We start from the raw sequence: 24,272 nt of genomic DNA, 5'->3' as shown, positions 1-24,272 counted from the left end.
CTGCCCTCCTACCCGCTCACGCGGATATGACGTCCGGCGGGCGACGCGACCATCGAGTGGGATTCCGGGCGCACCGGAAAGCGGTCGTGGACGGACGCGGACGGCGACCCGAGGAGCGGCCGGAGGCCGAGTGCGTTCGTCCGGGCATCGGGGCCGGGATGGCCGAAGGGAGCGGCGGAAGCCGTCAGTCGGCGGTGCCGAGACGTCCTCCACGGCTACTGGACCTTCCTGGCTTGCCGCTTCGCGATCTCCGCGAACCGGGACAGAAGCAGGGGGGTGTCGTCCCGCTCCGTTCGGGCCTCGATGAAGATCAAGCGGTCGGTCACCTCGGCGGCCGTCGTGAGGGAGTGGTCGAGTTCGGCCTCCGTGCGAGCGGTGAGAACGAGCGGCTCGGGCACTCCCAAAGCGGCCGGCAGATCGGGCCATCGCCATGGAGCGATATCGTTGTATGCGGCTCCCGGGCTGTGCAGGGCGCGTTCGACCGTGTATCCGTCGTTGTTCACGAGGACGATCACGGGCGTGAGCCGGAGGCGGCCGAGGGTCCCCAGTTCTTGGATGGTCAGTTGCGCCGCCCCGTCGCCGATGAGCAGCAGTCCGCGCCGTGAGTGGTCCGCGAGTTGGGCGCCCAGGAGGGCCGGAAGGCTGTACCCGATGGAGCCCCAGACAGGTTGGGCGAGGAAACGGGCGCCCGTCGGCAGACGACGGGGTGAGATGCCGAACAAGGGAGTTCCCTGGTCGGCGATGACCGTGTGGTCCGGTCGCACGGCGGCGCCCACCGCCTGCCAGAGGTACGCCTGGCTGAGCGGGTTGTCGCCGGAGGACGACCGGTGGCGGAGGTGGGGTGCGGTTGTGGTGGACGCGGCGGATGTCAGACGTCCTTCGACAAGCCGGGCGAGAGCCGCCAGTGCCGCCGGGAGGCCCACGTTCGGGAAGACGACGCCGTCCACGCTCGCGGTGGTCGGGTCGACGCTGATCCCCCGGTCCGGATCGTAGCCGTGGGTGAATCCGCCGCTGGTCGTGTCGGCGAGCCGCACTCCGGCGCGGATCAGCAGATCAGCGTCGTCGATGGCTGAGCGGACTGCTCCATCGCTGCACGCGCCCGCGTACAGACCGACGTAGTGGGGAGCGCTCTCGTCGACCACGCCTTTGCCCGACACGACGACGGCATGCGGGAGGGAGCCGGCGCTCAGCAGGCCGGAAAGCGCCGCGCGGCCGTCGAACCGGTCCACCAAGCAGTCGGCCAGAACCGAGACGGTGTCCGCCGCCTCGATCCTGCGTGTGGCAGCGTCGACGAAAGCGGTGAGACTGTACTGGTCGGCGGCGTGCCGGTCCGGGCGGTGCAAGGCTCCCGAGGGCGATGGAGCGTTCGCGAGGGCGACGTCCTGTGGCAGACGCAGATACCCAGGACGGCTCTCACGTAGGCAGGTTGTGATGACCCTGTCGATCTCGTCGGGGCCGTCCTCGGGCCTGACGACGGCGTCGGCGCAGACCACCTGCCGGAAAGCACGTGCGAAGTGCTCGTAGTCTCCGTCGCCCAGCGTGTGGTGGGCGACGGCACCGTCCCGCTCCTTCGACCTGGGCGGACCGACCGCGATGTGCAGCAGCGGCACATGTTCGGCATAGCTGCCCGCCACGCCGTTGATCGCGCTCAGCTCGCCGACGCCGTGCGTGGTGACCAGGGCGGCGAACCCGCGGACGCGTGCGTAGCCGTCAGCAGCGTAGGCGGCCCCCAGTTCGCCGGCTGTGCCGACCCATTGCACGCCCGGATGTGCCAGGACCTCGTCGAGCATGCGAAGGTTGTAGTCGCCGGCCACCCCGAACAGGTGGGTCACACCCAGGCTGTGCAGACGGTCGAGGAGATGGCCGGTGATGGTCGCGTCGGATGATTCTGTCGCGTTCATGGACGTCCTTCCTGGTCGGTGCGGAGCTGTGGGCGCGGCTTCGACCGCCGCCTGTCCCCGGCCCGAGCCGTTCGCTCCGCCAACGGATTCGGTATTCGCTTTCCTGGTGCACCGGGCGGGCGGCTTCGGTCCCATCGCAGGGGGAACAAGGAAGACAGGTCCCGGACCGTTCCCGAGAATTCTCCCCGGGCGCTCTTCAGACGGTGGTGGACGATCAGTGGCGCATCCTTCTCCCGAGCCCGGCGCACACGACGGGGACGGCGCCCAGAGGGGCGAGGTCCTGGTTCTCCTGCTGCGCGTCATCGACAGCCTGGCAGCTCTGGAACGAGCCCATGAGCAAGTCGTGCACGAGTTGCGACGGCTGCATCCGGCAATCGAACGCGACGGCGAGGCCGTGGGCGAACAGGTGGGCGGCGGTTTCACCGACTGGTGCAGGGCGTCCGGTCTGACGGAACGGGAGAGCCTGACACTGGCGGCACTGCTCACCGGTGCGACCAACCGGAAGATCGGGCGGGATCTCGGCGTCACCGAGCGGACGGTGAAGAACACGCTGCGTTCGGTGTACGTGAAGCTCGGAGTGTCCGGTCGGTCCGAGGCGATCAGCAGGACCATGGCGCACATGGTGGGGCGAAGGATCGTTCCGTAGCGCGACGGGCCGGAGAAGAGCGAGGCCGGAGCGCTCCTTCGGGGGCCGTGTTCTCGATCAGGCATCGCGACAGGACGGCGGTGTCGTCGAGTCCCGAAGGATCTCCAGTGAGGCGATCGCGTGAGGAAAGCCCGCGTAAGGCAGTGTCTGGAGGATCGCCTCGGAGACTTCCTCCCGGCTCAGCCCTGCACTGAGAGCCGAGTCGATGTTGGCGCGCGTCGCGGTCGCCGGAGCGCCCAGGGCCGTGAGAGCTCCGAGCCTGACGAGGGCTCGTTCCCGCAGAGGCAGGACATCCCGCGCCCACACGTCCGCGAAGGCGAAGCCGAGCAACAACTCCTCGAAATCCGGGGCCACCTCGTGCAGGCCGTCGGTCATGTCACCGCCCAGCCGGGGGGAGATCAGGTGCATCATGGCGCGACCGCGTGCGAGCCGGTCCGCGGGGTGGTTCATCGTCACTCCTCAGGTTCATGGCGCCGGCTTGACCGGGCCGCTTCTTCGTACGGGCCGATCGGGACGTCAGCGGCCCGTCGCCGGACCGCCTTGCCACGTCAGCCCCGCAGCCGCCATGCGCTGGACGGCCCGGGTCAGTGTTCGTGTCCCCGGTCCCAGGAAGAGGCGGACGTGATCCTGTCCGGTCACGGGAAGCGCGCCCGGAGTGGTCATGTGCCCCTCTCCCAGGAGAACGCCGCTACGGCGTAAGCAGAAGGAGCGGTAGGGCTCGTCCGTCCGGGCGCCGTACCAGGGGGGTGTGCGCATCAGGAGGTAGGGCCCGCACGGGCCGATGAAGAACGCGTCCTGCGGGTAGCCGAGTTCGCCGGTGAGATGCTGGGCCATGTGGACTCGTTTGAGGGCGTACTCCCCGCGTTGGCGGGCCAGGTAGTCGTCGCTCTCCGGGCTCCCGAGCCAGGCCGCCATGGCGGCCTGGAGAGGAACGGAGGAGACGAAGCCGTATTCGGGAAGGAGCCGTCCCAACAGGTCTTCCAGCACGTCCGGCGGTCCCGTCAGCGCACCGATTCCCCAGCCGTTGCAGTGGAACTGCTTACTCAGGGAACGCACCGCCAGCCACGGTGGACGTCGCGCTGCGGGAAGAGCTCCGAACTCCTCCAGAAGGATCCGCAGAGCGGAGACCGGGGTCACCCCGGGGTCATGCAGAGCGTAGTACGCGTCGTCGACGAGGACGCCGCTCCCCACTTCCCGTGCCGCGCGGACCATCGCGCGTACGGTGTCCTCGGCCCAGTTGCCGCCGGTCGGGTTGTGCTGAGCGTTGACGACGAGGAGGAGCGGGCCCGAGGTTTCGGCCCGGGCCTTCCTCAGGGTGCGCGCGACGTCGCCGGGGTCGGGCTGGTATTCCGTCCCGGGATCGAGAGGAAACCGGTGGACGTCGTAGCCGAGCGCTCCGAAGACCCCCGGGTAGTCCCACCCGGGTGAGGAACACACCACGGCAGGGCGGGCGATCGGTCCACGGGACCGCTGGGCCATGAGCCGCCCGAAGTGGAACATGGCGTTGCGTGTCCCCCCGTGGGAAACGGCCACGTCGTACTCCTCCCCCAGTCGCGCCGACGGGGGGAGCCGGTGCTCGGCGGGGATGCGGGAGCGCAGCATCCGCCTGAGGGTGGGAAGGCCGTACGGGCTGAGAACGTAACCGTGACTGTGCGGCGGAACATCCCTGCCGAGGGCGGCGACCAACCCTTCGGCGGCCCCGTTCCAGGTCTCCCCCAGGCTGAGGTAGATGATGTCGGCCACCTTCCTGCCGGCCGCGGTCGCTTCGCGAAGCAGTTCCGTGTCCTCGTACGGGTTGTAGAGGTCGCCGTCCCCGACCATGGTCTCCGGCACGCTCATATCGTGTGTCCTTCCGTTGGGCCTGTGGCGTTCCTGCTCGGTGAGGAGACGTGAACGGCCGCGACGAGAGGTCGGCACGCGGAGGTACGGCTGGGCGCGCGGCGTCTGTCGTCCCATCGGTGCTGCGCCGTTCCAGCGGCCGTAGTTCCCGGTTGACCGGTTTCCCGCCTTCCATGTGGGAAGCCGGCCGGTACCTTCGGACCGGACGGGCGGTACCCGGCGGCGCGTGGGCGAGCCGGCGCGCGGGCAGACAGCCGGAAGCCCTGTGCGTTGAGTACTGGAACGAGCCGGCCGCGCCCGCGACTGTCCCACGCCACGACGAGATGGAGGGCCGCGCGGCCCGGAAAGAGACTTTCGGGGGCCGGACAGAGCGCGTGACGCGGAGATGACGGCCTCTGCCGCAGACCCGCCGATGACCGAAAGGACGTCGCTCATGTGGGAAGCCCTTGACCTACTGGCCCACCGCCGCGATCTGCCGGAGGCGGAAGCGAGACGCGCCATGACGTCGGTGATGCGGGGCGAGGCGTCGCCCCTGCAGGTGGCCGGCCTCGCCATGGGGATGGCGGGAAAAGGGGTCACCGCAGCTGAACTCACCGCTTTCGTACGGACAGTGAGGGAGTTCTCAGAGCCGTTCCCAGGTCCTTCCGAGGTGCTCGACACCTGTGGCACGGGAGGCGACGGACACGGCACCTTCAATATCTCGTCCACGGCGGCCGTCGTCGCGGCGGCCTGCGGCGTGCCCGTCGCCAAACACGGCAGTCGGAGCGTCTCCTCCCGGTGCGGCAGCGCCGACGTCCTCGAAGCGCTTGGAGTGAACGTCGATCTGCCTCCCCGGGCGGCGGCCCGCTGCTTGGAGGAGGCGGGCATCACCTTCCTCTCGGCCACGGTGTTTCACCCCGCCTTCAAGCACGCCATGGGGCCGATACGGGAACTGAGGGTCCGGACCGTGTTCAACCTGCTGGGTCCCCTCTGCAACCCCGCACGGGCGCAGTATCAGATCATCGGGGTGCCCGACGAGGACGCGTTCGAGTTGCTGGCCGACGCCCTGGAGCTCCTCGGGGCCGCCCACGTCATGGTCTTCTGCCCACAGGACGGCCTGGACGAGCTGAGCACCTCGGCGCCCGCCCGGGTGGCGGAGACGAGGGAGGGCCGGACCCGGCGCTATGTGCTCGACCCGGCCGCGCTGGGACTCACCGCAGCGGCACCGGGTTCACTCACGGGTGGAACACCGGAACAGAACGCCGACCTGACGCGCAGAGTGCTGGCCGGTGAGCGAGGGCCGCGTCGCGACATCGTCCTCCTCAATACGGCGGCGGCCCTACGGATGGCCGGCAGGCACAAGGACTGGGGCCGGGCGATGGCGCGCGCCGCCGAAGCCATTGACGACGGAACCGCGCGCGACGTGCTCGACCGGTGGGTTCGGGTGTCGCGGTCGCGGTAGACGCCCCGGGCGCGGAAGCCCTGGTCCGGCGGCACCGGAAATCCGGACGAGGCTCCCCGTGGGTCCAGGGCACAGTTGTGGTTCGGTTTTCCGCCACAGGGACTCATGAGAAAAAAGAAAACCTTTGATACGGAACGAGACGCAAGGCATCAAAAGAATAATCGAAATCGATTTACATGCCCCCGCATGAGGCGTAGGAAGGAAGCGGGACTTCTTCAGGAAATACCGTGTGGGGCACATCATGCAAATGATCGAATCGACATCCGAGGATCAGCGCGTTGCCGAGCAGTGGATCAGGGAGTATCTCACCAGAGAGCATGAGGACCTGGGGCGCGGAGGAGCGGTGTGTCCTTTCGTCGGACCCGCTCGGGAGGCGGGGGCGATCCGGATGGAGAGCCTTCGCGCGGAACCCGCGGACGGCACGGATGAACTGGTGAGCTCCTTGCGCGACCGCATGCAGCACTTCCGCGACCTTCCGGTTCCGGAGGGAAAAGAACCGCTCACCGCGCTGGTGGTCCTGATCAGGGACCTCCCCCGGCACCGCTGGCGTCTGCTCGACAGGGCACAGCGCCGTCTGAAACGGGAGGCCGTGCGCGAGGGCCTGATGGTGGGGCAGTTCCATCCCGCCTGCCCGGAACCCGCGCACTGGAATCCCTCCTTCGCGGTGTCCAGGTCGCCGCTCCCGCTCGTGGCGGTCCGACACATGGCCTTCCACGACATCCTTTTCCTGCACGCGGACCCGTTTCTGTTCGCCGAGTACCGGAAGAGGTTCGGAATCCGGTACGAGGACGGCGGGAAAGTTCCGCAGGAGTTCCGGACACTGTACGAAGGAGCGCCCAGGCTTCCCGCCCCGACCGGCAACTCGTACATCGACTACCAGAGCGTCACCCTGCTCCACGCCCTGCACCAGCCCCGTACGGCGCACCAAGCGGAATCCTCTTTCTATCTCGCCGGACAGGCCAAGGAACTCTTGTTCTCGCTGGTACTGGAAGAGGTGCGTGCGGCTCAGGAGGGAATCGCTGCCGATGACCTCGGCCGGTCCTCCTGGCATGTGCGGCGGGCCGCAGCCGGATTCCGGCTCCTCGGTGAATTCTGGGGGCTGTTGTCCACACTGTCGCCGGCCGAGTTCCACTCATTCCGGGATGCCCTCGGAGACGCGTCCGGCAACGGTTCGTACAAGTACCGCGAGCTGGAGTTCGCGCTCGGTGTCGCGGCTCCTTCCACCGCGGCGACGTACGAGGGGGTGCCCGGGGTCGAGACCGAGGTGTACCGGGCACTGCACGATGCGAGTGTCTACGACGACGCGCTGGGCCTTCTGGTACGACGGGGGCTGCTGAGCGCGGGAGCTCTGGGACCGGACCGCGACGCGCAGGCGATTCGTGCCGCCTGGGCGAGGATCCACCGCGAGAAGAGCGTCTCCAGCGGACTGCTGCGCTGGGCGGAGTCGCTGATGGACCTCGCCCAGGCCTTCGGCAGGTGGCGGTCGCTCCACCTGCTCACCGTGGAGCGGATCATCGGGTACAAGCCGGGGACGGGCGGCACCACCGGTGTCGCATGGCTGCGCCACGTCGCTTCCCAGCACGCCTTTCCGGAGCTGTGGGAAGCGCGTTCCTGTCTGGAGGGCGGCACCACCGGTGGTGACCACGCCTTCCCCCCGTCTCCGCTCGACCCGGGCCCGGGTGCATCGCGGAAGCGGGAGCGGGGATGAACCGTCACGACGTGGCCGGAAGAATACGGGAAGCCTACGAACACGCCACCCCTGCCTCTGCCACCGCTTCGCACCGGGCAGCCCGTTCGCTGCCCGGCGGCGACACCCGTTCGATGACGTGGTACCCCCCATACCCGCTCTTTCTCGTGCAGTGCGAGGGGACACGGGTGCGGGACGCCGACGGGCACTGGTACGAGGACATGATCGCCAACTACGGGGCCTTGGCCCACGGTCACAACCATCCGGCACTGGTGGCGGCCGTCACCGGACAAATGACCCGCGGAACCGCACCGGGCGGTCCGGTTCCGCTCCAGTACGAACACGCGGAACGCCTGCGTGCCCTCAACCCCTCCCTGGAACGCCTCAGATACTGCAACAGCGGTACCGAAGCGACCATGTGGGCGGTCCGTACCGCCCGCGCGTACACCGGCCGTGATCTGGTCGTGAAGATCGACGGCGGCTACCACGGAACCCACGACTGGGGACAGGTCAACGCCTTCTTCGCCCCGCAGCGGACCGCTCCAGCACGTTTGGCGGGATTGCCCGAGATCCGGCCGGCGGCCGGGGTCGCGCTCTCGACAGCGGGCGACATCGTCGCCATTCCGTACAACGATCTTCCGGCAGCCGCAACGGTCCTCCGTGGGCTGGGCGAACAGATCGCCGCCGTGGTCGTGGAGCCGGTTCTCGGTGTCGGCGGCGGTGTCCCCTCGGCGCCCGGCTATCTCGCCGGGCTACGGCGCCTCACCCGGGAGGCGGGTGCCCTGCTCGTGTTCGACGAGTGTGCCACCCTCCGGCTCGGCCCCTGGCAGGTCAAACACGGCGTGATTCCCGACCTGACCACCCACAGCAAGATCGTCGGAGGCGGGCTGCCCCTGGGAGTCTTCGGCGGACGCGAGGACGTCATGGCCCTCTTCGACCCCTCTCGCCCCCACCCCGTCCACCACGCCGGCGCCTTCGGCGGGAACAGCCTCTCGCTGGCCGCCGGATCAGCCGCCCTCGACCACTTCGGTACGGACGAGATCGCCCACCTCGACTTCCTGGGCGACCGGCTGCGCGCGGGCCTGGACGCCGCGGCCGCTTCGGTGGGAGTGGCGGGCAGGTCGGTGGGAGAGGGCGGCCTCAGCTACTTCCACTTCGGGAGCACGCCCCCGCGCGACGCGGCCGACACCGCCCGCCTCCGCGCAGGCAGGGCGGAGCTGAGGTCGTTGCTGCACCTCAGTCTCCTGAACGCCGGATTCCTCACCGCCCCGCACGGACTGTTGTGTCAGCACGTGCCGACCGCGCCGGAGAGCGTGGACGCACTCGTGGACGCCTACGGCAACGCCCTCCACGATCTGCGGCCCTACATCGCCGTCCACCATCCGGAGCTACTGGAGAAGGACGCCGGTCACGTTCATCGGGACGCTCCGTGAGGCGCCCGTCCGAACCGACGGACTGGACGCTCGCACAAGCCGTCGCACACTTGCGGGCGCTCCGTATCAGCCCCGCCGCGTACCGTGAGGCCCTCGCCGTCCGCACCCGTGAACACGCCCACCTCAACGCGTACCTCAGCGAGGCGTTCCACACGGCTCTCGACGAAGTCACGCCGGAGAATCCGCTGTTCGGAGTGCTCCTCGCGGTGAAGGACAACATCGACGTGGCGGGAGTCCGTACCACGGCCGGCACACCGGCCCTGCGGAGGCACCTGCCCTCGCGCTCCAGCACGGTGTGGGAGCGCTGTGCGCGAGCCGGTGCCGCCTTGGCGGGCAAGACCGCGCTGCACGAACTCGCCTACGGCATCACCGGTCATCACGCCCTGGGGCCGCCCTCTCTCAACCCCTCCGCCCCGGACCATCTGGCCGGTGGCAGCAGCTCGGGAACCGCCGCGGCCGTCGCCGCGCGCCTCGTACCGGCAGGCCTGGGCACCGACACCGGAGGCTCCGTCCGCATCCCGGCGGCGCTCTGCGGCGTCATCGGGTACCGGCCCACCCTGGGTCGCTACCCGGCTGACGGGGTGGTGCGTGTCTCCACCAGCAGGGACACGGTCGGCGTGATGACCCGCGACGTCCATGACGCCCGCCTGCTCGACCGCGTCCTGGCCGGTCCCCACGCCCGCGCCGCCACGCCGCTTCGCCGGGTCCCCAGAGCCGTGCTTCCCGCCCCTCTCTGGGAAGACCTCGACCCCCAGGTCGAACACGTCTGCCGGGCCGCCTGCGAAAGACTGAGCGTTGCGGGCTGGGAACTGGTCGAACGCGCATTGCCTGGTTTCTCCTGGCACGACGTGCTGCGAAGCGCGACCCTCGTCCCCGCGCACGAGACCCGCTGCGCCCTCGCCGGCTACCTCACCCGCCACCCCGGCGCACCCGAGGCGGACGACGTACTGCGCGCGGTGTCGGGCGAGGACGTCCGCGATCTCGTTCTGCCCCTGCTCGGAGGTGGTGGGCCGGACCGGACCGCCTACGAGGAAGCTCTGAACACCGCCCGGCTCCTGGCGAGTCGGCTGGACTTTCTGAGAGGACGGGAGGAAGCGCATGTCCTGCTGGCGCCCGCGACCACGCTGCCGGCTCCCGGTAAGGACGTGGGCGCCGCCCTGGTCCGCCCCTCGGGTGAGGCGTCCACGTTTCTCACCTACATCCGCAACACGGCGGTGGCGGCTGTGACGGGGAGCCCGTCCATCACGGTCCCCGCGGGCCACACCGCCTCAGGTCTTCCGGTGGGCCTGCTCCTGGACGCCGCTCCGAGTGCGGACACGATGCTGCTCGATGTCGCGGAGCGCGCTGCCGACCTCCTCACCGGGCGTGGCTCCGCATGACTCAGGGCACGTACGACGACATTCCGCCGTCCTCGTGGGGCCACGAGCGGGTGGACCTGCGTGTGTACGCACGACGGGTCGGCCTGCGCGATCCCGGTGCCGGAGCCCCTGAGGAGAGGCTGCGCCTCCTTCACCGAGCGCACGTGGCGGCCATCCCGTTCGACAACCTCGACTTCGTCGCCGACGTCCCGGTCGGACTCGGCCCCGCGGAGGTGCTGCGCAAACTGAGTGGTCCGCGAGGCGGCTGCTGCCATGAGCACAACCTGCTGTTCGGCTGTGTCCTGGAACACCTGGGCTACCGCGTCGACAGGATCGCCGCACGCGTGCGGCTGGGCGGCGAAGGACCACGGCCCCGCACCCACATGGCCCTGCACGTCCGACATGGCCCTCACACATGGCTGTGCGACGTCGGGTTCGGCGTCCAGGGCTTTCTCGAACCGCTGCCCCTGCACGACGGCGCGACATCCCACCAACTCGGCCGGACCTTCCGCATACGTGCCCTGTCGTCTCCCTTCTGGACCGTCGAGATGCACCAGGAGGACGTGTGGACAGCGCTCTACCATTTCACCCTCGAACCCCAGGAGCCCATGGACTTCGTCGTCGCCCACCACTTCCTGGCCACCCATCCGCGCTCGATGCTGCGCAGGGCTCCGTTGCTCCACTTGACCACTCCCGACACGCGCCTGCACGTACGGGGTCTCGATTTCCTGGAGACACGGGGAGGCGTGCAGCGGACGCGCAGGCTGACCCGCACCTCGCTGGAAGCGGATCTGGCACGCTTCGGGATCCGTCTGCCCCGGGAACGGCTCAGCGGCCTCGCGCGACGTCTCTTTCCTCCTCACTCGGAGGGAGAGGAGACCTCGTGACGCAGGGGCAGGACGCTTCGACGCCGGGAAGTCTCAGCCGACCAGGACGGCCTTGGAGAGGTGTCCCGGCTCACGGCTGTGGCGCACGGCCGCCTGGAAGTCCGAGAGATCGAACGTCTCGGCGCGGGGGACGTCGATCGTGCCGTCGGCCAGTTGGAGGGCAGCCCGCGCCAGCGCGTCAGTGACCTGCGCGGGGGTGAGCCGGGACAGTCGTTCGGGGAGCCAGAAGCCGGTCATGGTGATTCCGCGGAACACGAGGTCCTCCGGGCGGACGGTGACGGGCAGTCCGGACAGGAGGCCGTAACTGACGAACCGGCCGTGCGGGCACAGGGCCCGGAGCGACAGGTCGGCGACCGGGCCGCCGACCGCGTCCACCACTGCGCGGATGCCCGACGTGGTGGCGATGTTCGAAAGCTGTCGTTCGAGGTCGGGTTCGTCTTCGCACAGGACGGCGAACGCACCGGCTTCCATGAGGGGCCGCCGGTGCCGCAGGTCACGTACCAGGCCGATACAGCGCGCGCCTCTCGAGTGGGCGAGACGGATCATCATCCGAGCAACGGATGAGGCCGCCGCAGTGAACAGGACCAGGTCCTTCGGCTCAAGGGCGAGGTCTTCGAGCATGAGGTTGGCGGTGACGGGATTGACGGTGAGTCGGCAGGCAGCGGCGTCGCTCAGGCCCGGAGGCACCGGGTGAGCGTCCCGGTGGTCCGCGACGACGTACTCGGCCCAGGTGCCCTGGGCCGAGACCGCTACGCGGGTGCCCACCGAATGGTGCGCGTCCGGTCCGGCCCGGTCGACCACACCCACCCCTTCGAACCCGACGGCCGCCGCCGTGCGGACGCCATCAGGGTGGAGTCCCGGCGCGAAGGAGGCAGGCCTCCCGTAACGGCCTTCCACCAGGAGCAGATCGGAAGGGTTGACGGGCCGGGCCAGCATGCGCACACGCACCTGGCGGGGGCCGGGCTCCGGGGCCGGACGGTGGGCGAGGACCAGCACATCGGCGGGATCGCCGTACCGGGCGAAGACGATCTGGCGCACGGCCAAGCCCCTAGCCGAGACCTGTGCGGAAGGAGGAGTGGGTCAGGAGATGGTCCCGAATCTCCCGGACGGTGTAAGTGCCCCGGTGGATCATGGCGTTGACCAGGACGTAGGCGGAGTGCCCAGCCCCGAGTGCCTCGCTGAGGTGGTCGAGACCGCCGCAGCCGCCCGATGCTATGACGGGGAGGCCCGAGGAGGTGGCGACAGCACGGACGAGCTCCAGATCGAAACCGACTCCGGTGCCTTCCCGGTCGATGTTGTTGGCGAGTACGGCGGCCACACCGAGTTCGCCGAACTGCCGGGCGACCTCCGCGGCACCGCGCCCGGTGCTCCGCTCACCGTCGTGGACATACACCTGCCAGTGGCCCGGCCCGGCGGAGCGGCAGTTGACGACGCCCATGAGGCGGTGGGCGCCATAGCCCTCGGCGACCCGCGTCACGGTGTCCGGTTTCTCGATCAGAGCGGTGCTGACGGAGATGACGTCGGCCCCGGCCTCCAGAAGACCGCCGGCGTGCACCGCGGAGGGGATGTCACCGTGCCCGACGGAGACCAGCAGATTCATCCCGGTCGTGCTGAGGTCACGCAGCAGGCCGGGAAGATAGTCGACGGCGTCCCAGGAGTCGAAGACGTCGAGGAAGAGCTTCTGCGCGCTACCCGCGGCGTACGCCTCGGCGATGGCCAGTACATCGGTCGGGTCGGCCAGGTGGGGAATGCCGCTCGGTTCCGTGGCGCGGCCACGGGAGACGTCGATGCAGGGGATGACCAGATCGCCTACGTGGGAGTGCTGGTCGTGGAAGACGGGCCGGGACATGGGGGACCTTTCACGTGTCGGCGAGAAGCCGGGCGAGTCGCCTGCTCCGGGGGGCCAGCCGACGGGCGACCGCGACGGCGCTGCCGAGGGCGTTCTCAAGGGTGTTGACGGGAGTGGTGACGTGGCCGGCGAAGAAGACGCCGTCGTCGCCCTGGAGAGCGAGGAGCTTCCTCTGCGCCCTCAGCATGCCGGGGGTCGGCTGCAGCGTCCGGAAGCTCGCCGAGGCCAGGGGACCGCCGGGCCCGGGGGCCCCGGAGGATATCTGGCTGACGAAGAGGTCCCCGTCGCTGGTGGGGTGCCAGTCCGTGGTCTCAGCCCGGGCACCGTGGACGGACATGGTCGTGGGGGCCCACAGGCGGCGGTCCACGGGCATGCGGCAGGTACTTCTGTGCACCTGGTAGAGCAGGGGACGGTAGGCGTAGGACGCCAGTGGGGCCCGTGCCGGGCTGAAGAAGTGTGGTGACAACGTTCGTGCGGCCTCGTCAGCCGGCACCGCGAGCACAAGGGCGTCCGTCCGGTACCGGCACCCGTCGGTGTCGGTCACCTCGGGGCCGCCTCCCCGAAGGCGGACGCTCCGCAGGGCGGTGCCGAGCGCCAGATCGGCGCGGAACAACCGCGAGGCCAGGCGCCGGGCGAGCGACTGCATGCCCCCGCGCGGCCGGCAGCCCGCCACGGCCGGGGCGGAAGGATCCTCGGCGTACAACTCCCCCACGGCACGGGCCGAGAGCGCACCGGCCTCATCCAGAGTGCAGCCGAAGGTCGCGGCCGGAAGGGAGTACACGGCGACCTCCCGCACCCAGTCCGGCAGGTCGAAGTCCCTCACCATCTCACGCAGCGGAACCTCCCAGCCGAGCCGTCCGCTCTTCCAGCGGTACGCGTGCTCCGCCATGAGGGCAACCGCTCGCACTACCACCTCGCGGGGCACCGGTTCGAGCGCGTCAGCGGTGCGACGCCGGCCCTGCCCATCCCGGTCGCTCAGGAGGAGGCGTCCGGAGGGAAGGGGCTGCCAGTGGCCTCGGTCCATGCCCAGTTCCCCGGCGAGCCGCATGACCATGGAGTCCGGGGCTGAGGGGACTTCCCGTACCCCCAACTCCACGGCTTCGGGCACGCGGCCCGTTCCGGGCGGGTAGAACGTACGGAGATTTCCACCCGGCTGTGCTCGCTTCTCCAGGAGGACGACATCGTGCGAGTCCTCCAGGAGCCAGGCAGCGGTCAGTCCGGCGATGCCCGCACCAGCGATTGCGACACGCATGTCCATTCCTCGGATTCCGCGTAGGCAGAAAGCTGTTCACGAAACGTTCGCGGCGGACCTCCAGAAGTCGCCGATCGACTCCTCCAGAAGGCGAGCCTGAAACAACGCATCCTGCGGGTCGTCACCTCGGCCCAAGCCGTCCTGGGCCACGTCGAGCGCCAACTCGGTCAGCTCGTCCGATGCGTCGTCATCGTAGTACTCGATGAATTCGGCAGGGGCATCGATCCGCAGTTCGCGCACTCGTCGCACAAGGGCTGAGCAGCCAGAAAAATAGACCACCATGTCGGTGTACGAGGAAAGCGCGAAAGACGCCTGGCTCCCCTGGTTCGCCACCCAGCTGAGCGTTCCGTTGAACGCGTACGTCTCACGGTCCGGAGGCCAGAAGCTCTCGAAGGGGTCGGGCATGTCGAGGGCGTCGGCACACTTCCGCAGTTTCGGCTGGGCGTCGCAGACCAGCCGGGAGAGGCGGATGAACAGATCGGCGGCCGGACGACGCGGGAAGCGTGCCAGCATGGTTCCGTAGGCGATCATCTCGGCGGAGTGGCACTGGGCCTCGACGGCGACCAAGCGCCGGAAGAGCTCCGGCGCCCGGTCGCCGTCGAGCCTGTCGAGGAGCGCGTTGCCCACCGGGGCCTGCTCGCGCCGCTCCTCGAGACGTCGCGCGAGCTCCCTGGCGTCCGAAGGAATGATTTCGGGCATGCAAACCTCGCCCTTTCTGCTCGTTTCGCATTTTCTCCGGATGGGATGCAGAGCGCCCTTAAGGAACTCGCGAGCGCATAGGGATGCAGGATGCACTACGACCGAAGTAAGGGTCGGATAAATATTTGGCGATCTCTACCCGTCCCGCCATGACCCACCGGGTTTCCCTCCATTACTGCACGAACCACAGGGACGAGCAAGGGGATTACCAAGATTCTATTACTCCCCCCCAACGATTTTGATCTTTTGGACAGAGGGCCGGCCCCGGCACTCGCCCCATACGCCGAACCGCCCCGATAAAACTGGTGGATCACTTCCGAAACCCCGCCGGACGAATCGCCGGCGCACCACTGTTGCGCATGGTTTCCATGCGCCGGAAGAGGCGAAAGTATGTGAGAATTTTCCCGACGGAGTGAATCGGATAGCGATGACCGGGTAGGTCACCAAAGAATCGCCGTGCATGAATCCGGCACCCTGGAGGTCGCGCATTTCTGTTGTGCTCCGCCTCAGGCCGGACCCATCCGGCGGCGACCGCCACTCCCCCTCAGTCACCGAGGCGCCGTATGGTCCAGCTCCCCGTCCACGTGCCGGACGCCGTCCGGCGGTGGAACGACACCGCCACCGATTACCCCCGGAACGCGCTGATTCCCGAACTGTTCGAGGAACAGGCCCGTCTCCATCCTCACGCTCCCGCGGTGCTGTGGGAGGGGGGAGTGTGGGACTACAGCGAACTGCTGGATCGCGTGCGGCGCGGCGCGGCACGCCTGCGGGCACGCGGAGTGCGGGACGGGGACCGCGTCGCGCTCCTCCTGCCCCGCTCACCGGAGACCGTCGCGGCCGTGTTCGCCGTCCTCGAAGCCGGCGCGGTCTACCTGCCGCTGGACCCCTCGCACCCTGCCGACCGTCTCTCCTCGATCCTGCGCGACGCGGACGTGCGCGCGGTCGTCACCGCCGACACCGAACCGCGGACCGGGCCGGCCGGAGGATTCGGCCGGATGACCGTCGCCGAACTCACGTCACGGGAAGGCCCCGGTCCGGCGGAGGACCGGACAACGCGACGGCGCGCCACCGACGCGGCCTACGTCATCTACACCTCCGGCTCGACCGGGAGGCCCAAAGGCGTCGTCTGCGCACATCGGGGCCCCGTCCGGCTGGTGCGCGGAACCGAAGCCCTCCGGATGGCGCCGGCCGACCGCCTCCTGGCCACCACCAACCCGACCTTCGACGTCTCCTGCTTCGAACTGTTCGCCCCGTTGCTGAACGGCGCCGCCCTGGTCCTGCCCGCCCCCGAGACCCTTCTCGACCCGGCCGCACTCGAGCAACTGCTCGATGACCGCGGAATTACCGTGATGTGGCTCAGCGCCGGCCTCTTCCACCTGCACGCCGAACAGCGTCCCGGAATGTTCTCAGGGCTCCGGTGCCTGATCGCGGGCGGGGACGTCCTCAACCCCTCCGCCGTCAGAGCCGTACTGGAGCACGGTTCCCCTGTCCTCTTCCTGAACGGCTACGGCCCCACCGAGAACTCCGTGTTCTCCACCACGCACGTCATCGACTCCATCGCCCCGGAAGCCCGTGGCATCCCCATCGGCCGGCCGGTGGCCGCCTCCACTGCCTACGTCGTACGGGACGACGGCACCCCGGCCGATCCCGGGGAGATCGGCGAGCTGTGGGTAGGTGGCGATGGTGTGGCCCTCGGATACCTCGGCGACCGCACCAGGACGGCGGCGGCGTTCGTCCCTGACCGGTTCCGTCCCGGCCCGGGGCGGCGCCTGTACCGCACGGGAGACCTGGCCGCATGGCGGACGGACGGGGTCATCGAGTTCCACGGGCGCCGGGACAGGCAGGTCAAGATCCGCGGCTTCCGGGTGGAACTCGACGAGGTCGAGACCACACTGACCGACCACCCGCAGGTCAACGAGTCCGCCGTCGGTGTCCTGGGGGAGGATGCCTCACAGCACTTGGCCGCCGCCGTGGTCCCCGCACCGGAACAGGACGGCGGTCTGCCCGGGGAGCTCGACGCGTACCTGCGCGAGCGGTTGCCGCCGCACATGTTGCCCGCACGCGTCGTCCCCGTACCCGAACTCCCCCTCAACAGCAGCGGCAAGGTCGACCGGGGCCGGCTGCGGGAACTCACGGACGCCGCGGCCCGGGAACCGGTGGGGACCGCCGAGGGCCCCCGGGGGCAGGACGAGGAGGTTGTCGCCGAGGTCTGGCGCCGCTTCCTCGGCGTCGACGTCGTCAGGCGCCAGGACGACTTCCTCGCCCTGGGCGGCACCTCGCTCCAGGCGACCCGGATCTCCGCAGTCGTCCGTGAACGTCTCGGCATCCGGACCGCCTTCACCCGGACTCTCGTCCGGGTCCTCCTCGACAACCCCACGCTGGCCGCGTTCACGGAGCGGACCTCCGAGCTGCGTCATGCGCCCGGCGACGCCGGCCATGACACACCGGTCGACTTCGCCGCCGAGTCCGTTCCGGACCCGGCCCTGCGGTTCGACGCGCCCGCCGCCGACGGCGCCCCAACGAAACGCCACGAGGAGAGGGTTCCTCGTTCCGTGCTGCTGACGGGAGCAACCGGCTTTCTCGGAGTCCGCCTCCTCGACCGCCTCGCCGCGTCCGGCGTCCGGCGCGTCCACTGCCTCGTGCGTGCTCGCGACGGCGCCGAGGCCCTCGCCCGTCTGCGGGACCGTCAGCGGCACTACGGCCTCGACCCCGACCGCTGGGCGGACCGCATCGCGGCGGTGCCCGGCGATCTGGGCCTGCCACGATTCGGACTGGACAGCGGAGGCTGGGACGAGCTCGCCCGCGAGGTGGAGGTCATCCTCCACAACGGCGCCCAGGTCAACTTCGCCTACCCGTACGAGGCCCTGTCCGCGGCGAACGTCGGAGGGACCCGGACTGTTCTGGACCTGGCGACGGAACGGCGGCTCAAGGCCGTGCACCACGTCTCCAGCATGAGCGTCATCGCCGGGTCCGGACTCGCCGGTGTACGGCGGGTCGACGAGGACGCCCCTGCGTCCCATCCGGAACTGCTCTCCCAGGGCTATGCCGAGACCAAGTGGGTCGCGGAACGCCTCGTCTCCCTGGCGGCGAGGCGCGGACTTCCGGTCACCATTCACCGGCCCCACGAAATCACGGGCGCCACGAACAGCGGCACGTGGAACACCGACACCATGATGTGCGCGCTCTTCCGCACCGTGGCGGAAACCGGAACGGCCCCGGACGTCCCTCTGCTCCTGGACTTCATCCCGGTGGACTACACCGCGTCCGCCGTCGTCCACATCCTCACCCACCAGCCCTGCGAGGGCCGCGTCCACCACCTCGCCAATCCCCGTCCCGCGCTGCTGCACCTGCTGGTGGAACGTCTGCGCGCCATGGGCTACCGCGTCCGGGAGCAGTCCTACGCCGCCTGGACCCGGCACATGGTCGAGCTGACCGCCCGCGATCCCGAGCACCCCCTGGCCCCGTACGTTCCGATGTTCACCGAACCGGCCCGCGGTTCCACCGCCTCGATCGCGGAGATGTACTTCGCCGGCACCTTTCCGCGTTTCGGCCGGGAGAGCACCGAGGACGCGCTCGCCGGAAGCGGTGTCGTGTGCCCGCCGGTCGACGCGCGGATGATCGACGCGAATCTCCGGTTCCTGAGGGGGGCCGGTCTCCTTCCCGCCCCCACTGCGGACGAGGAGGAGGACGGCGGGAGGGGACCGACCGGATGACGCCCGCTCCCCGCCGGCCGGTGGACGCCTCCCGCCGGGTACTGGGTGGTTCCCCGCCCTACGGCCGGCGGGAAGCCTTCTCGGGTGGGTCGACCGCCCGCGCCACCGCTGCGGCGAAGTCCCGGACGTCTTCTTCCGTGGTGTCGAACGAAGGCATCAGCGCACTTCGTTCCGGTTCTTTTCGTCGGGGCGCAGATCGTATCGTCCGGAGAGAGCGGCCGGAACGGCGGACGTGCCCCCTCTTCACCCGGCTTCGACGTAGTCCCAGTACGGGTCGACGAGCGCTCCGAGCTGCCGGGCGGTGTGGAGGATGCGGGCGGGCTCCTCCCCCTGTGCCAGACCGTATTCGAGGATTCTCAGAGTACCTTCGGCGACTTCCGGAGGTGGCTGGTCGCCCCACGACTCCATGTAGGTGAGGACGGGGACCGGAACATCGGGGAGCTGCCTCGACGCCTCGACGATGCGGGAGAAGAGGGTGCACCAGGTCGAGAGGTCCGTATGGAGGTAGAGGGCGGCTTCGGCGGGACCGGCCTGGGTGCCCATCCAGGTCAGGTCGCGCACCACGCGGAAGAGTCCCTGGTCGACCGGCACCGGCGGGATGTCGGGGCCGGAGACGCCGACGGACGGAGACGCCTCGCGCAGCAGGCCGCGTGCGGTGGCGATGGTGTGCTGGATGAACGAGAACATGGTGGCCGGTATCTCGTGGCGGTGCCGGGCCACCAGAAGGGCGTAGGTCGACAGTTCGGCCTCCTGGCACTGGTACTCGGCCAGCAGGAGCCTCCTGAAGTGCTCAGGACGGATCTGACCGGACTGCGCCAGTTCGACGAGGCGGTTGCCGCTGACGAATCGTTCGACGTCCGGTTTCATCGCTTCGACGAGCTGCTCGGGCCGCACGGGGTTCTCCTTGGGCGAGGTGGAGGAGGAGGGATGGACCGGGACAGGGCGGGCGCCCGGCGCGATGGTGGCCGGTTCCCGGACGACCGGGCGTCCCCGCTGGATCACGTGCCGTACACGGGCGACGGCGGTCATGTCACGGAACGGATCGCCTTCGAGGGCGACGAGGTCGGCGACGGCCCCGGGGGTGAGGGTGCCCAGGTCGGGTCGGCCGAGGAGGTCCGCCGCGACGCTCGTGGCCGCCCGCAGGGCGCGTAGGGCGGTGTAGCCGTTACCCATCAGAGTGGGGAACTCACGCCAGTTGTCGGCGTGGGGGAACATGCCCGCATCGGTCCCGAAGGCCGTCTTCACGTCTGTCCGCGCCGGCCGCAGAAGGCCTTCGCGCAGAGCCTCCGCGTGTTCCCGATAGCTCTCGCGCATGACGGCCGAGGAGTCGTCCCAGAAGGCGTCGTCGTCGAGCAGGTCGAGGAAGTAGGTCTGAACGTACTGGGTGGGCACCAGGAATGTGCCCGCCTGCTCCATGGCCCGGTAGGTGGGCGGGGTGGCGAAGCAGCCGTGTTCCACGCTGCGTACCCCTGCGGCGACGGCGCGCAGAACGGCCCGGTCGGTGAAGACGTGTGCCGCGCAGGGCAGACCGAGGTCATCGGCGGTGGCGACGATGGTGTGCATCTCGACGCGTGAGTAGGAGGTACTGGTGGGGCTGTCCACCGGTGAGGAGAATCCGCCGCCGCCGGCGAACTTGATCCAGTCGGCTCCCGCGCGTGCCTGCTCGCGTATCGCGCGGCGCAGTCCTTCGACGCCTTGGGCCAGGGTGCCGATCGGGTGCCCGTAGCGCTGAGCGAGGTCGGGCTTCTTGTCGCCGTGGCCGCCCGGCGGGGACAGGATGTTGGGAGCCGCGAGGATCCGTGGCCCTTCGACCAGACCGTCCTCGACCGCGTCACGCAGCGACACGTTGAGAGGCAGGTGGGCGCTTCCCAGGTCGCGGACGGTGGTGAACCCGTTGTGCAGCATGGTGCGGAGGACGGGTACGGCGGTGAGGGTCTGGTACGCGGCGGGTCCGGTCTCCGCGCTTTCGTCGAGCAGGTGGACGTGGCAGTCGATGAATCCGGGCAGCAGCGTGCAGCCGGGCATATCGAGGACATCCGTGTCCGGACCTGGGGCGAGGCCGTGTGCGACAGCTGCGACGCGGCCGTCCCGGAGGAGAACGGAGAGTCCTTCGGTGGGGGCGTCCGCGACCGCGTCCCACACGCGATCGGGACGCAGCAGGATCTCTCGGCCGGGGGGTGGTGTGCGCACGAATACCTCCAGGGCGGCAGACACGGCAGGACGAGTACGGGGGGGGCGTGGGCCGGGCGATGCCGCCGGTCCGCTCAGGGGGTGGTGGGTGGCGTGTAACGAGGATCGCCCCAGACATCGCCCGGCCCCGGGTTGCCCGGCTCGGGTCGGGCGCCGAGCTGGCGCAGCACCCCCCAGGCGGCGTTGAGGCCGGAGGCCAGGGCGTGGTCGAGCCAGCCGGGCGACCAGGAGGTATCGTCTCCAGCCAGGTAGAGGGCGTTCGGCGGTTCGCCCGGCACGGCCGGGGAACCGGTGAAGTCCTTGAGGAAGTGGGCGAAGAGGTCCCGTTGGTACGGGTAGTCACCCGGGCAGGACCAGCGGCACAAGCCGCGGAAGTTCTTCTCGTTCTCCCAGGACACCGTCACTGCCTCTCCCGCACGGGCCTGGGCGCGCAGTTCGTCCGCCATTCCGGGGTGGATGGAAGCGAGGTCGCGGACAAAGAGAGCGACTCTCTCCTCCAGGGAGGAAGGGGCGACCTTCGCCGCGTCCTGGGCCCAGCTGAAGCTGAGGTCGAGCACGCCCCGGCGGCCTTCCGGGCCGCGCGGCGGCCCGTAGTCCAGGGTGTAGGCGGCCCGAGGCAGCCGGTCGGTGAGGGTGACCCCGTCCATGGTCGTCGCCTCCCAGAACGGCCGCTCGACCACGAGGGCGGTCTTGGACGACTGCCAGTAGGACAGGCGGCGGACGGCTCTCCACAGCCGGGGGCCGAACACGGGGGTGCGGGGGCTGGTGGAACGAACCTCGATTCCGGTCTCCAGCAGGCGCAGTTGCGGGGTGAACACCACGGCCGCGAACCGCTCGGCCTGTCCGTCGGCGTCGTGCACCACCACACCACGCGCCGCGTCCGGTTCGACTTCCAGGAGGCGCACGGCGGGCCGGGGTGCCCCTTCGTTGACCGCCTCCAGGCTGTGCGTCCGCTCGCGGGGGTCGGCGACGGGGCAGGTCCAGAAGCCTTCGGCGAGCCGGCTGATGCCGTCGGGCGCGTACAGGGTGTCGCTTCCCTCGGTGCACAGCAGCAGTCGCAGAATCTCGATCACGCTGATCTCGAAGAAGGAGTCCCAGACGCCGGGCGCCACTCCCGCGGTCCCCAGGAGCCGTGCCTGGTCGTGGGTCAGGCCCGCGCCGCCGGGCTCGCGCAGGAAGCGGTAGAAGGACCAGGACTCGAACCGGCCGAGCACCTGGTTCCAGTGAGGGCGCACCGCGGTGAGGTCGCGCGCGGCAAGATCGCGCAGGATCTGGGAGAGACCGATCCGGGCGAGAGCGCGTCGCCAGCGCGTGTGCGCCTCACGGAAGCCGTCGAGCCGGTCGTACAGGTCCTGGATCTCCCGGGTGGTGTGCTGGACGCCGTCCACGTCCAGCACCGTCAACGGCGTGACGGGGGCGGCGTAGTTGTCGCGGAACGGCTCCAGCCGAACGCCGAAGGTCCCGGCGTACTGGCGCAGAAGGGAGGCGGAATCGGGAAAACGCATGCAGCCCAGTTCCACGACGGCGCTGTCCTCCTCACGGAGGCGACGGCTGTACATGCGTCCTCCCAGGCGTCGGCCCCCCGGCCCGTCCGCGCTGCGCTCGGCCTCGTACAGGACGGGACGGCAGCCGGCCCGCAGCAGTTCGTAGGCGGCGGCCAGCCCGCTGCCGCCGGTTCCCACGACGGCGACGCGCGCGCCGAGAGCCTTCTCGGGGAGTCGTCCCATGCGTCGGCCGCCGCCGACGTGCGCGGCGTAGTCGAAGGGGAAGTCGACCTGGAGATCGGTGGCGGGCGGGCGCGTGCTCGTGCTCATCGGTCGCTCCGTGGTGAAAGGGCGGGTGGTTTCCAGGTGTGCACCGGCGCGGCTTCAGCAGCGAGCCGGGCGTAGTGGACCGTCAGTTCCGCGAGTTCGGCGGAGTCTCGTTCGCATGCAGACCCAGGGGTGTCCGATGTGCCGGGCGGTGCGGGTCTCCCCGTCCCCCGTTCCGCGGCTTCCCCGTCCGCCGCCCCGCGCCTCCGCAGCGCCTCACGTGCGCGCTGCTGCCACCAGGCGCCCGTACGGCCCGTCACGACCCGGTGGTGCAGCAGGTCCAGCATGGTGTCGGCCTCATCGGCGCCCACCGAGAGCAGCGCCAGTCCCTCACGGGCCCGCGGCAGCAACTCCTCCACCAGGGCTCCGGCTCGGTACTCGCGCGGCGCCGTTCCCGGCGAGGGCCACCACAGGGAGGCGTGCGGCCCATCGCGGGCGGCGCGGTAGAAATTGGCCTTGGCGAGCGCGAACGGGAGTTCCTGCGCCACGTCGCGCCCACCGGCCGTGAGAAAGAGCGTGAGGCCGACCAGGAAGGCGGCGTTCGCGGCCATGTCCAGCGGCGTCGGCCCGGACGGGAGCGCCCGGAACTCGATCCGCAGGTGGCCGCGAGGGTCGTACACCGGCCGGTTCCACCACCACACCGTGCTGAGGTGCAGGCGGAGTTCCCCGAGCTCCGGCCAGTCGCAGGGTGCGTCAAGGCCGTGGGTGGGGAGGACCTCCGGCAGCAGGACGTCGTAACGGCGTACGGCCACCTCGAACGCGGAGAGAGGACCGCCCCGCATCCATCCGGGACCGAATCCGGCCCGGGGGCGCCGGGTGCCGGAGCCAGGTGAGCCACGGTCGCCGAAGCCGTGTTCGTACACCGGGATGCGGGCCTCCTGCCATCCGGGTAGGCCCAGCGGGAAGGGGGAATTGCCTGCGGCCGCCAAGGCCGGTCCGGTGGCGAGCTGGGCGGCGTTGAAGGCACGACGGAAGAGGTGCGGGGCGACCGTCAGGTGTACCTGCCAGGAGCAGGCCGCGCCCTGGACCGCCACGGACTCCGCCCTGACCAGGCCCCGTTCCCCCACGGGCAGGTCGAAGGGCACGGAGCGGCGGCGGCTCCAGGCCCGCTCCAGCGCGTGGTAGCGCGGGAGGTCGGTCAGTGCCCGCGCGGTCAGGTCGGTCGGTGTAAGGGTGGGGAGGGTTCCGATCGGGACCGCCGCGACCCCCCGGTGCCGCGGTGTTGTGGCGTTGATCCCCGTCAGTGTGCTTGTCGCCTGCGCGGCCAGGGCGGTGAAGGGGCGGCCTCGCGCCGGAACCGGCGTCAGGTTCGCCTCAAGGTTGAAACGGGCCACCTCCAGGGTGAGCGAGTCGTCCCGGGTGGCCTCGCGGACAGCCGCGTTGACCGGGGCCGGACGGCCGTCCGGCTCGATGAGGGAGAGCTCGAGCTCCGCCCCCAGCGTGGGCGGAGCCGCCCCGAAGGCGGGGTCCGTCACCGCTTTCCTCAGCGAGGAAAGGCTCTCCGTCAGGCGGGACCGGAACCGTGCGTGGTCCCGCTCCGTGAATGCCACTCGACCGACTTCGCGG

17 protein-coding genes are annotated in these 24,272 nt (G+C 69.9%); 7 read left to right on the top strand and 10 right to left on the bottom strand.

Annotation, left to right across the window (positions count from 1 at the left end):
• Positions 1-215: 215 nt before the first annotated feature.
• On the bottom strand, positions 216-1,901 hold the full coding sequence (locus IF19_RS0115590) for an alpha-keto acid decarboxylase family protein (protein ID WP_030112414.1): 1,686 nt from the start codon (positions 1,899-1,901) through the stop codon (positions 216-218).
• Positions 1,902-2,118: 217 nt separating this feature from the next.
• Here IF19_RS0115590 and IF19_RS1000000137665 point away from each other — a divergent pair, with 217 nt between their 5' ends.
• The gene (locus tag IF19_RS1000000137665) at positions 2,119-2,547 is read left to right on the top strand and encodes a helix-turn-helix transcriptional regulator (RefSeq protein WP_157851956.1); all 429 of its coding nucleotides are present in this window, start codon (positions 2,119-2,121) and stop codon (positions 2,545-2,547) included.
• Positions 2,548-2,604: 57 nt separating this feature from the next.
• Here IF19_RS1000000137665 and IF19_RS0115575 read toward each other — a convergent pair whose 3' ends face one another.
• Together IF19_RS0115575 and IF19_RS0115570 are read right to left on the bottom strand one after the other, a co-directional pair.
• Entirely contained in the window at positions 2,605-2,997 is a 393-nt protein-coding gene (locus IF19_RS0115575) for a carboxymuconolactone decarboxylase family protein (RefSeq protein ID WP_050504627.1), read from the bottom strand.
• Between the two features lie 66 nt (positions 2,998-3,063).
• Entirely contained in the window at positions 3,064-4,386 is a 1,323-nt protein-coding gene (locus IF19_RS0115570) for a pyridoxal phosphate-dependent aminotransferase (RefSeq protein ID WP_030112411.1), read from the bottom strand.
• Positions 4,387-4,819: 433 nt separating this feature from the next.
• Between IF19_RS0115570 and trpD the strand changes: the two genes are divergently transcribed.
• The 5 genes from trpD (at position 4,820) to IF19_RS0115545 (ending at position 11,192) form a co-directional block, all read left to right on the top strand.
• The gene (gene trpD, locus IF19_RS0115565) at positions 4,820-5,827 is read left to right on the top strand and encodes an anthranilate phosphoribosyltransferase (RefSeq protein WP_030112410.1); all 1,008 of its coding nucleotides are present in this window, start codon (positions 4,820-4,822) and stop codon (positions 5,825-5,827) included.
• Positions 5,828-6,068: 241 nt separating this feature from the next.
• Positions 6,069-7,535 carry a tryptophan 2,3-dioxygenase family protein gene (locus IF19_RS0115560; protein WP_063751376.1) on the top strand — a complete coding sequence of 489 codons (1,467 nt, stop codon included), beginning with the start codon at positions 6,069-6,071 and terminating at the stop codon, positions 7,533-7,535.
• A complete protein-coding gene (locus IF19_RS0115555; RefSeq protein ID WP_030112408.1) occupies positions 7,532-8,947 on the top strand; it encodes an aspartate aminotransferase family protein in 1,416 nt (471 codons plus the stop codon). The genes IF19_RS0115560 and IF19_RS0115555 overlap by 4 nt, the downstream gene beginning before the upstream one ends.
• Positions 8,944-10,326, top strand: coding sequence for an amidase family protein (locus IF19_RS0115550; RefSeq protein WP_050504513.1), 1,383 nt, complete (start codon positions 8,944-8,946; stop codon positions 10,324-10,326). The genes IF19_RS0115555 and IF19_RS0115550 overlap by 4 nt, the downstream gene beginning before the upstream one ends.
• Positions 10,323-11,192 (top strand): arylamine N-acetyltransferase family protein, encoded by an 870-nt coding sequence (locus IF19_RS0115545; protein WP_078580631.1) that lies wholly within the window; start codon positions 10,323-10,325, stop codon positions 11,190-11,192. The genes IF19_RS0115550 and IF19_RS0115545 overlap by 4 nt, the downstream gene beginning before the upstream one ends.
• Positions 11,193-11,225: 33 nt before the next feature.
• Here IF19_RS0115545 and IF19_RS0115540 read toward each other — a convergent pair whose 3' ends face one another.
• From IF19_RS0115540 to IF19_RS0115525, 4 genes are read right to left on the bottom strand one after another with little or no spacing between them, the layout of a single operon-like run.
• Entirely contained in the window at positions 11,226-12,230 is a 1,005-nt protein-coding gene (locus IF19_RS0115540; RefSeq protein ID WP_093902482.1) for a zinc-dependent alcohol dehydrogenase family protein, read from the bottom strand.
• Between the two features lie 10 nt (positions 12,231-12,240).
• On the bottom strand, positions 12,241-13,041 hold the full coding sequence (locus IF19_RS0115535; RefSeq protein WP_030112404.1) for a HisA/HisF-related TIM barrel protein: 801 nt from the start codon (positions 13,039-13,041) through the stop codon (positions 12,241-12,243).
• A 10-nt stretch (positions 13,042-13,051) separates the two neighbouring features.
• Entirely contained in the window at positions 13,052-14,293 is a 1,242-nt protein-coding gene (locus tag IF19_RS0115530) for an FAD-dependent oxidoreductase (RefSeq protein ID WP_158706243.1), read from the bottom strand.
• 36 nt (positions 14,294-14,329) lie between these two features.
• Positions 14,330-14,992, bottom strand: coding sequence for a hypothetical protein (locus IF19_RS0115525; protein ID WP_030112402.1), 663 nt, complete (start codon positions 14,990-14,992; stop codon positions 14,330-14,332).
• Between the two features lie 563 nt (positions 14,993-15,555).
• Between IF19_RS0115525 and IF19_RS0115520 the strand changes: the two genes are divergently transcribed.
• On the top strand, positions 15,556-18,705 hold the full coding sequence (locus IF19_RS0115520; protein WP_050493911.1) for an amino acid adenylation domain-containing protein: 3,150 nt from the start codon (positions 15,556-15,558) through the stop codon (positions 18,703-18,705).
• A gap of 243 nt (positions 18,706-18,948) precedes the next feature.
• On the opposite strand, the gene IF19_RS1000000135700 is transcribed toward IF19_RS0115520, so the two are convergent.
• From IF19_RS1000000135700 to IF19_RS1000000137015, 3 genes are all read right to left on the bottom strand, one after another.
• Entirely contained in the window at positions 18,949-20,895 is a 1,947-nt protein-coding gene (locus IF19_RS1000000135700; RefSeq protein ID WP_137020501.1) for a metal-dependent hydrolase family protein, read from the bottom strand.
• Positions 20,896-20,969: 74 nt separating this feature from the next.
• Positions 20,970-22,709 carry a flavin monoamine oxidase family protein gene (locus IF19_RS0115505; RefSeq protein WP_030112399.1) on the bottom strand — a complete coding sequence of 580 codons (1,740 nt, stop codon included), beginning with the start codon at positions 22,707-22,709 and terminating at the stop codon, positions 20,970-20,972.
• The gene (locus tag IF19_RS1000000137015) at positions 22,706-24,181 is read right to left on the bottom strand and encodes a glutamate-cysteine ligase family protein (RefSeq protein ID WP_050493909.1); all 1,476 of its coding nucleotides are present in this window, start codon (positions 24,179-24,181) and stop codon (positions 22,706-22,708) included. The genes IF19_RS0115505 and IF19_RS1000000137015 overlap by 4 nt, the downstream gene beginning before the upstream one ends.
• Positions 24,182-24,272: the final 91 nt, after the last annotated feature.

The organism is Streptomyces californicus, from assembly GCF_000717645.1.
In the GTDB taxonomy this organism is placed as follows: Bacteria; Actinomycetota; Actinomycetes; order Streptomycetales; family Streptomycetaceae; genus Streptomyces; species Streptomyces californicus.
This window is presented reverse-complemented; position numbering and strand designations above follow the sequence as displayed.

Bases quoted from the DNA above. Each gene is read 5' to 3' on its own strand.
- IF19_RS0115590 (WP_030112414.1), bottom strand. From the start codon at position 1,901: ATGAACGCGACAGAATCATCCGACGCGACCATCACCGGCCATCTCCTC.
- IF19_RS0115575 (WP_050504627.1), bottom strand. From the start codon at position 2,997: ATGAACCACCCCGCGGACCGGCTCGCACGCGGTCGCGCCATGATGCAC.
- IF19_RS0115570 (WP_030112411.1), bottom strand. From the start codon at position 4,386: ATGAGCGTGCCGGAGACCATGGTCGGGGACGGCGACCTCTACAACCCG.
- trpD (WP_030112410.1), top strand. From the start codon at position 4,820: ATGTGGGAAGCCCTTGACCTACTGGCCCACCGCCGCGATCTGCCGGAG.
- IF19_RS0115560 (WP_063751376.1), top strand. From the start codon at position 6,069: ATGCAAATGATCGAATCGACATCCGAGGATCAGCGCGTTGCCGAGCAG.
- IF19_RS0115555 (WP_030112408.1), top strand. From the start codon at position 7,532: ATGAACCGTCACGACGTGGCCGGAAGAATACGGGAAGCCTACGAACAC.
- IF19_RS0115545 (WP_078580631.1), top strand. From the start codon at position 10,323: ATGACTCAGGGCACGTACGACGACATTCCGCCGTCCTCGTGGGGCCAC.
- IF19_RS0115535 (WP_030112404.1), bottom strand. From the start codon at position 13,041: ATGTCCCGGCCCGTCTTCCACGACCAGCACTCCCACGTAGGCGATCTG.
- IF19_RS0115530 (WP_158706243.1), bottom strand. From the start codon at position 14,293: ATGCGTGTCGCAATCGCTGGTGCGGGCATCGCCGGACTGACCGCTGCC.
- IF19_RS0115525 (WP_030112402.1), bottom strand. From the start codon at position 14,992: ATGCCCGAAATCATTCCTTCGGACGCCAGGGAGCTCGCGCGACGTCTC.
- IF19_RS0115520 (WP_050493911.1), top strand. From the start codon at position 15,556: ATGGTCCAGCTCCCCGTCCACGTGCCGGACGCCGTCCGGCGGTGGAAC.
- IF19_RS0115505 (WP_030112399.1), bottom strand. From the start codon at position 22,709: ATGAGCACGAGCACGCGCCCGCCCGCCACCGATCTCCAGGTCGACTTC.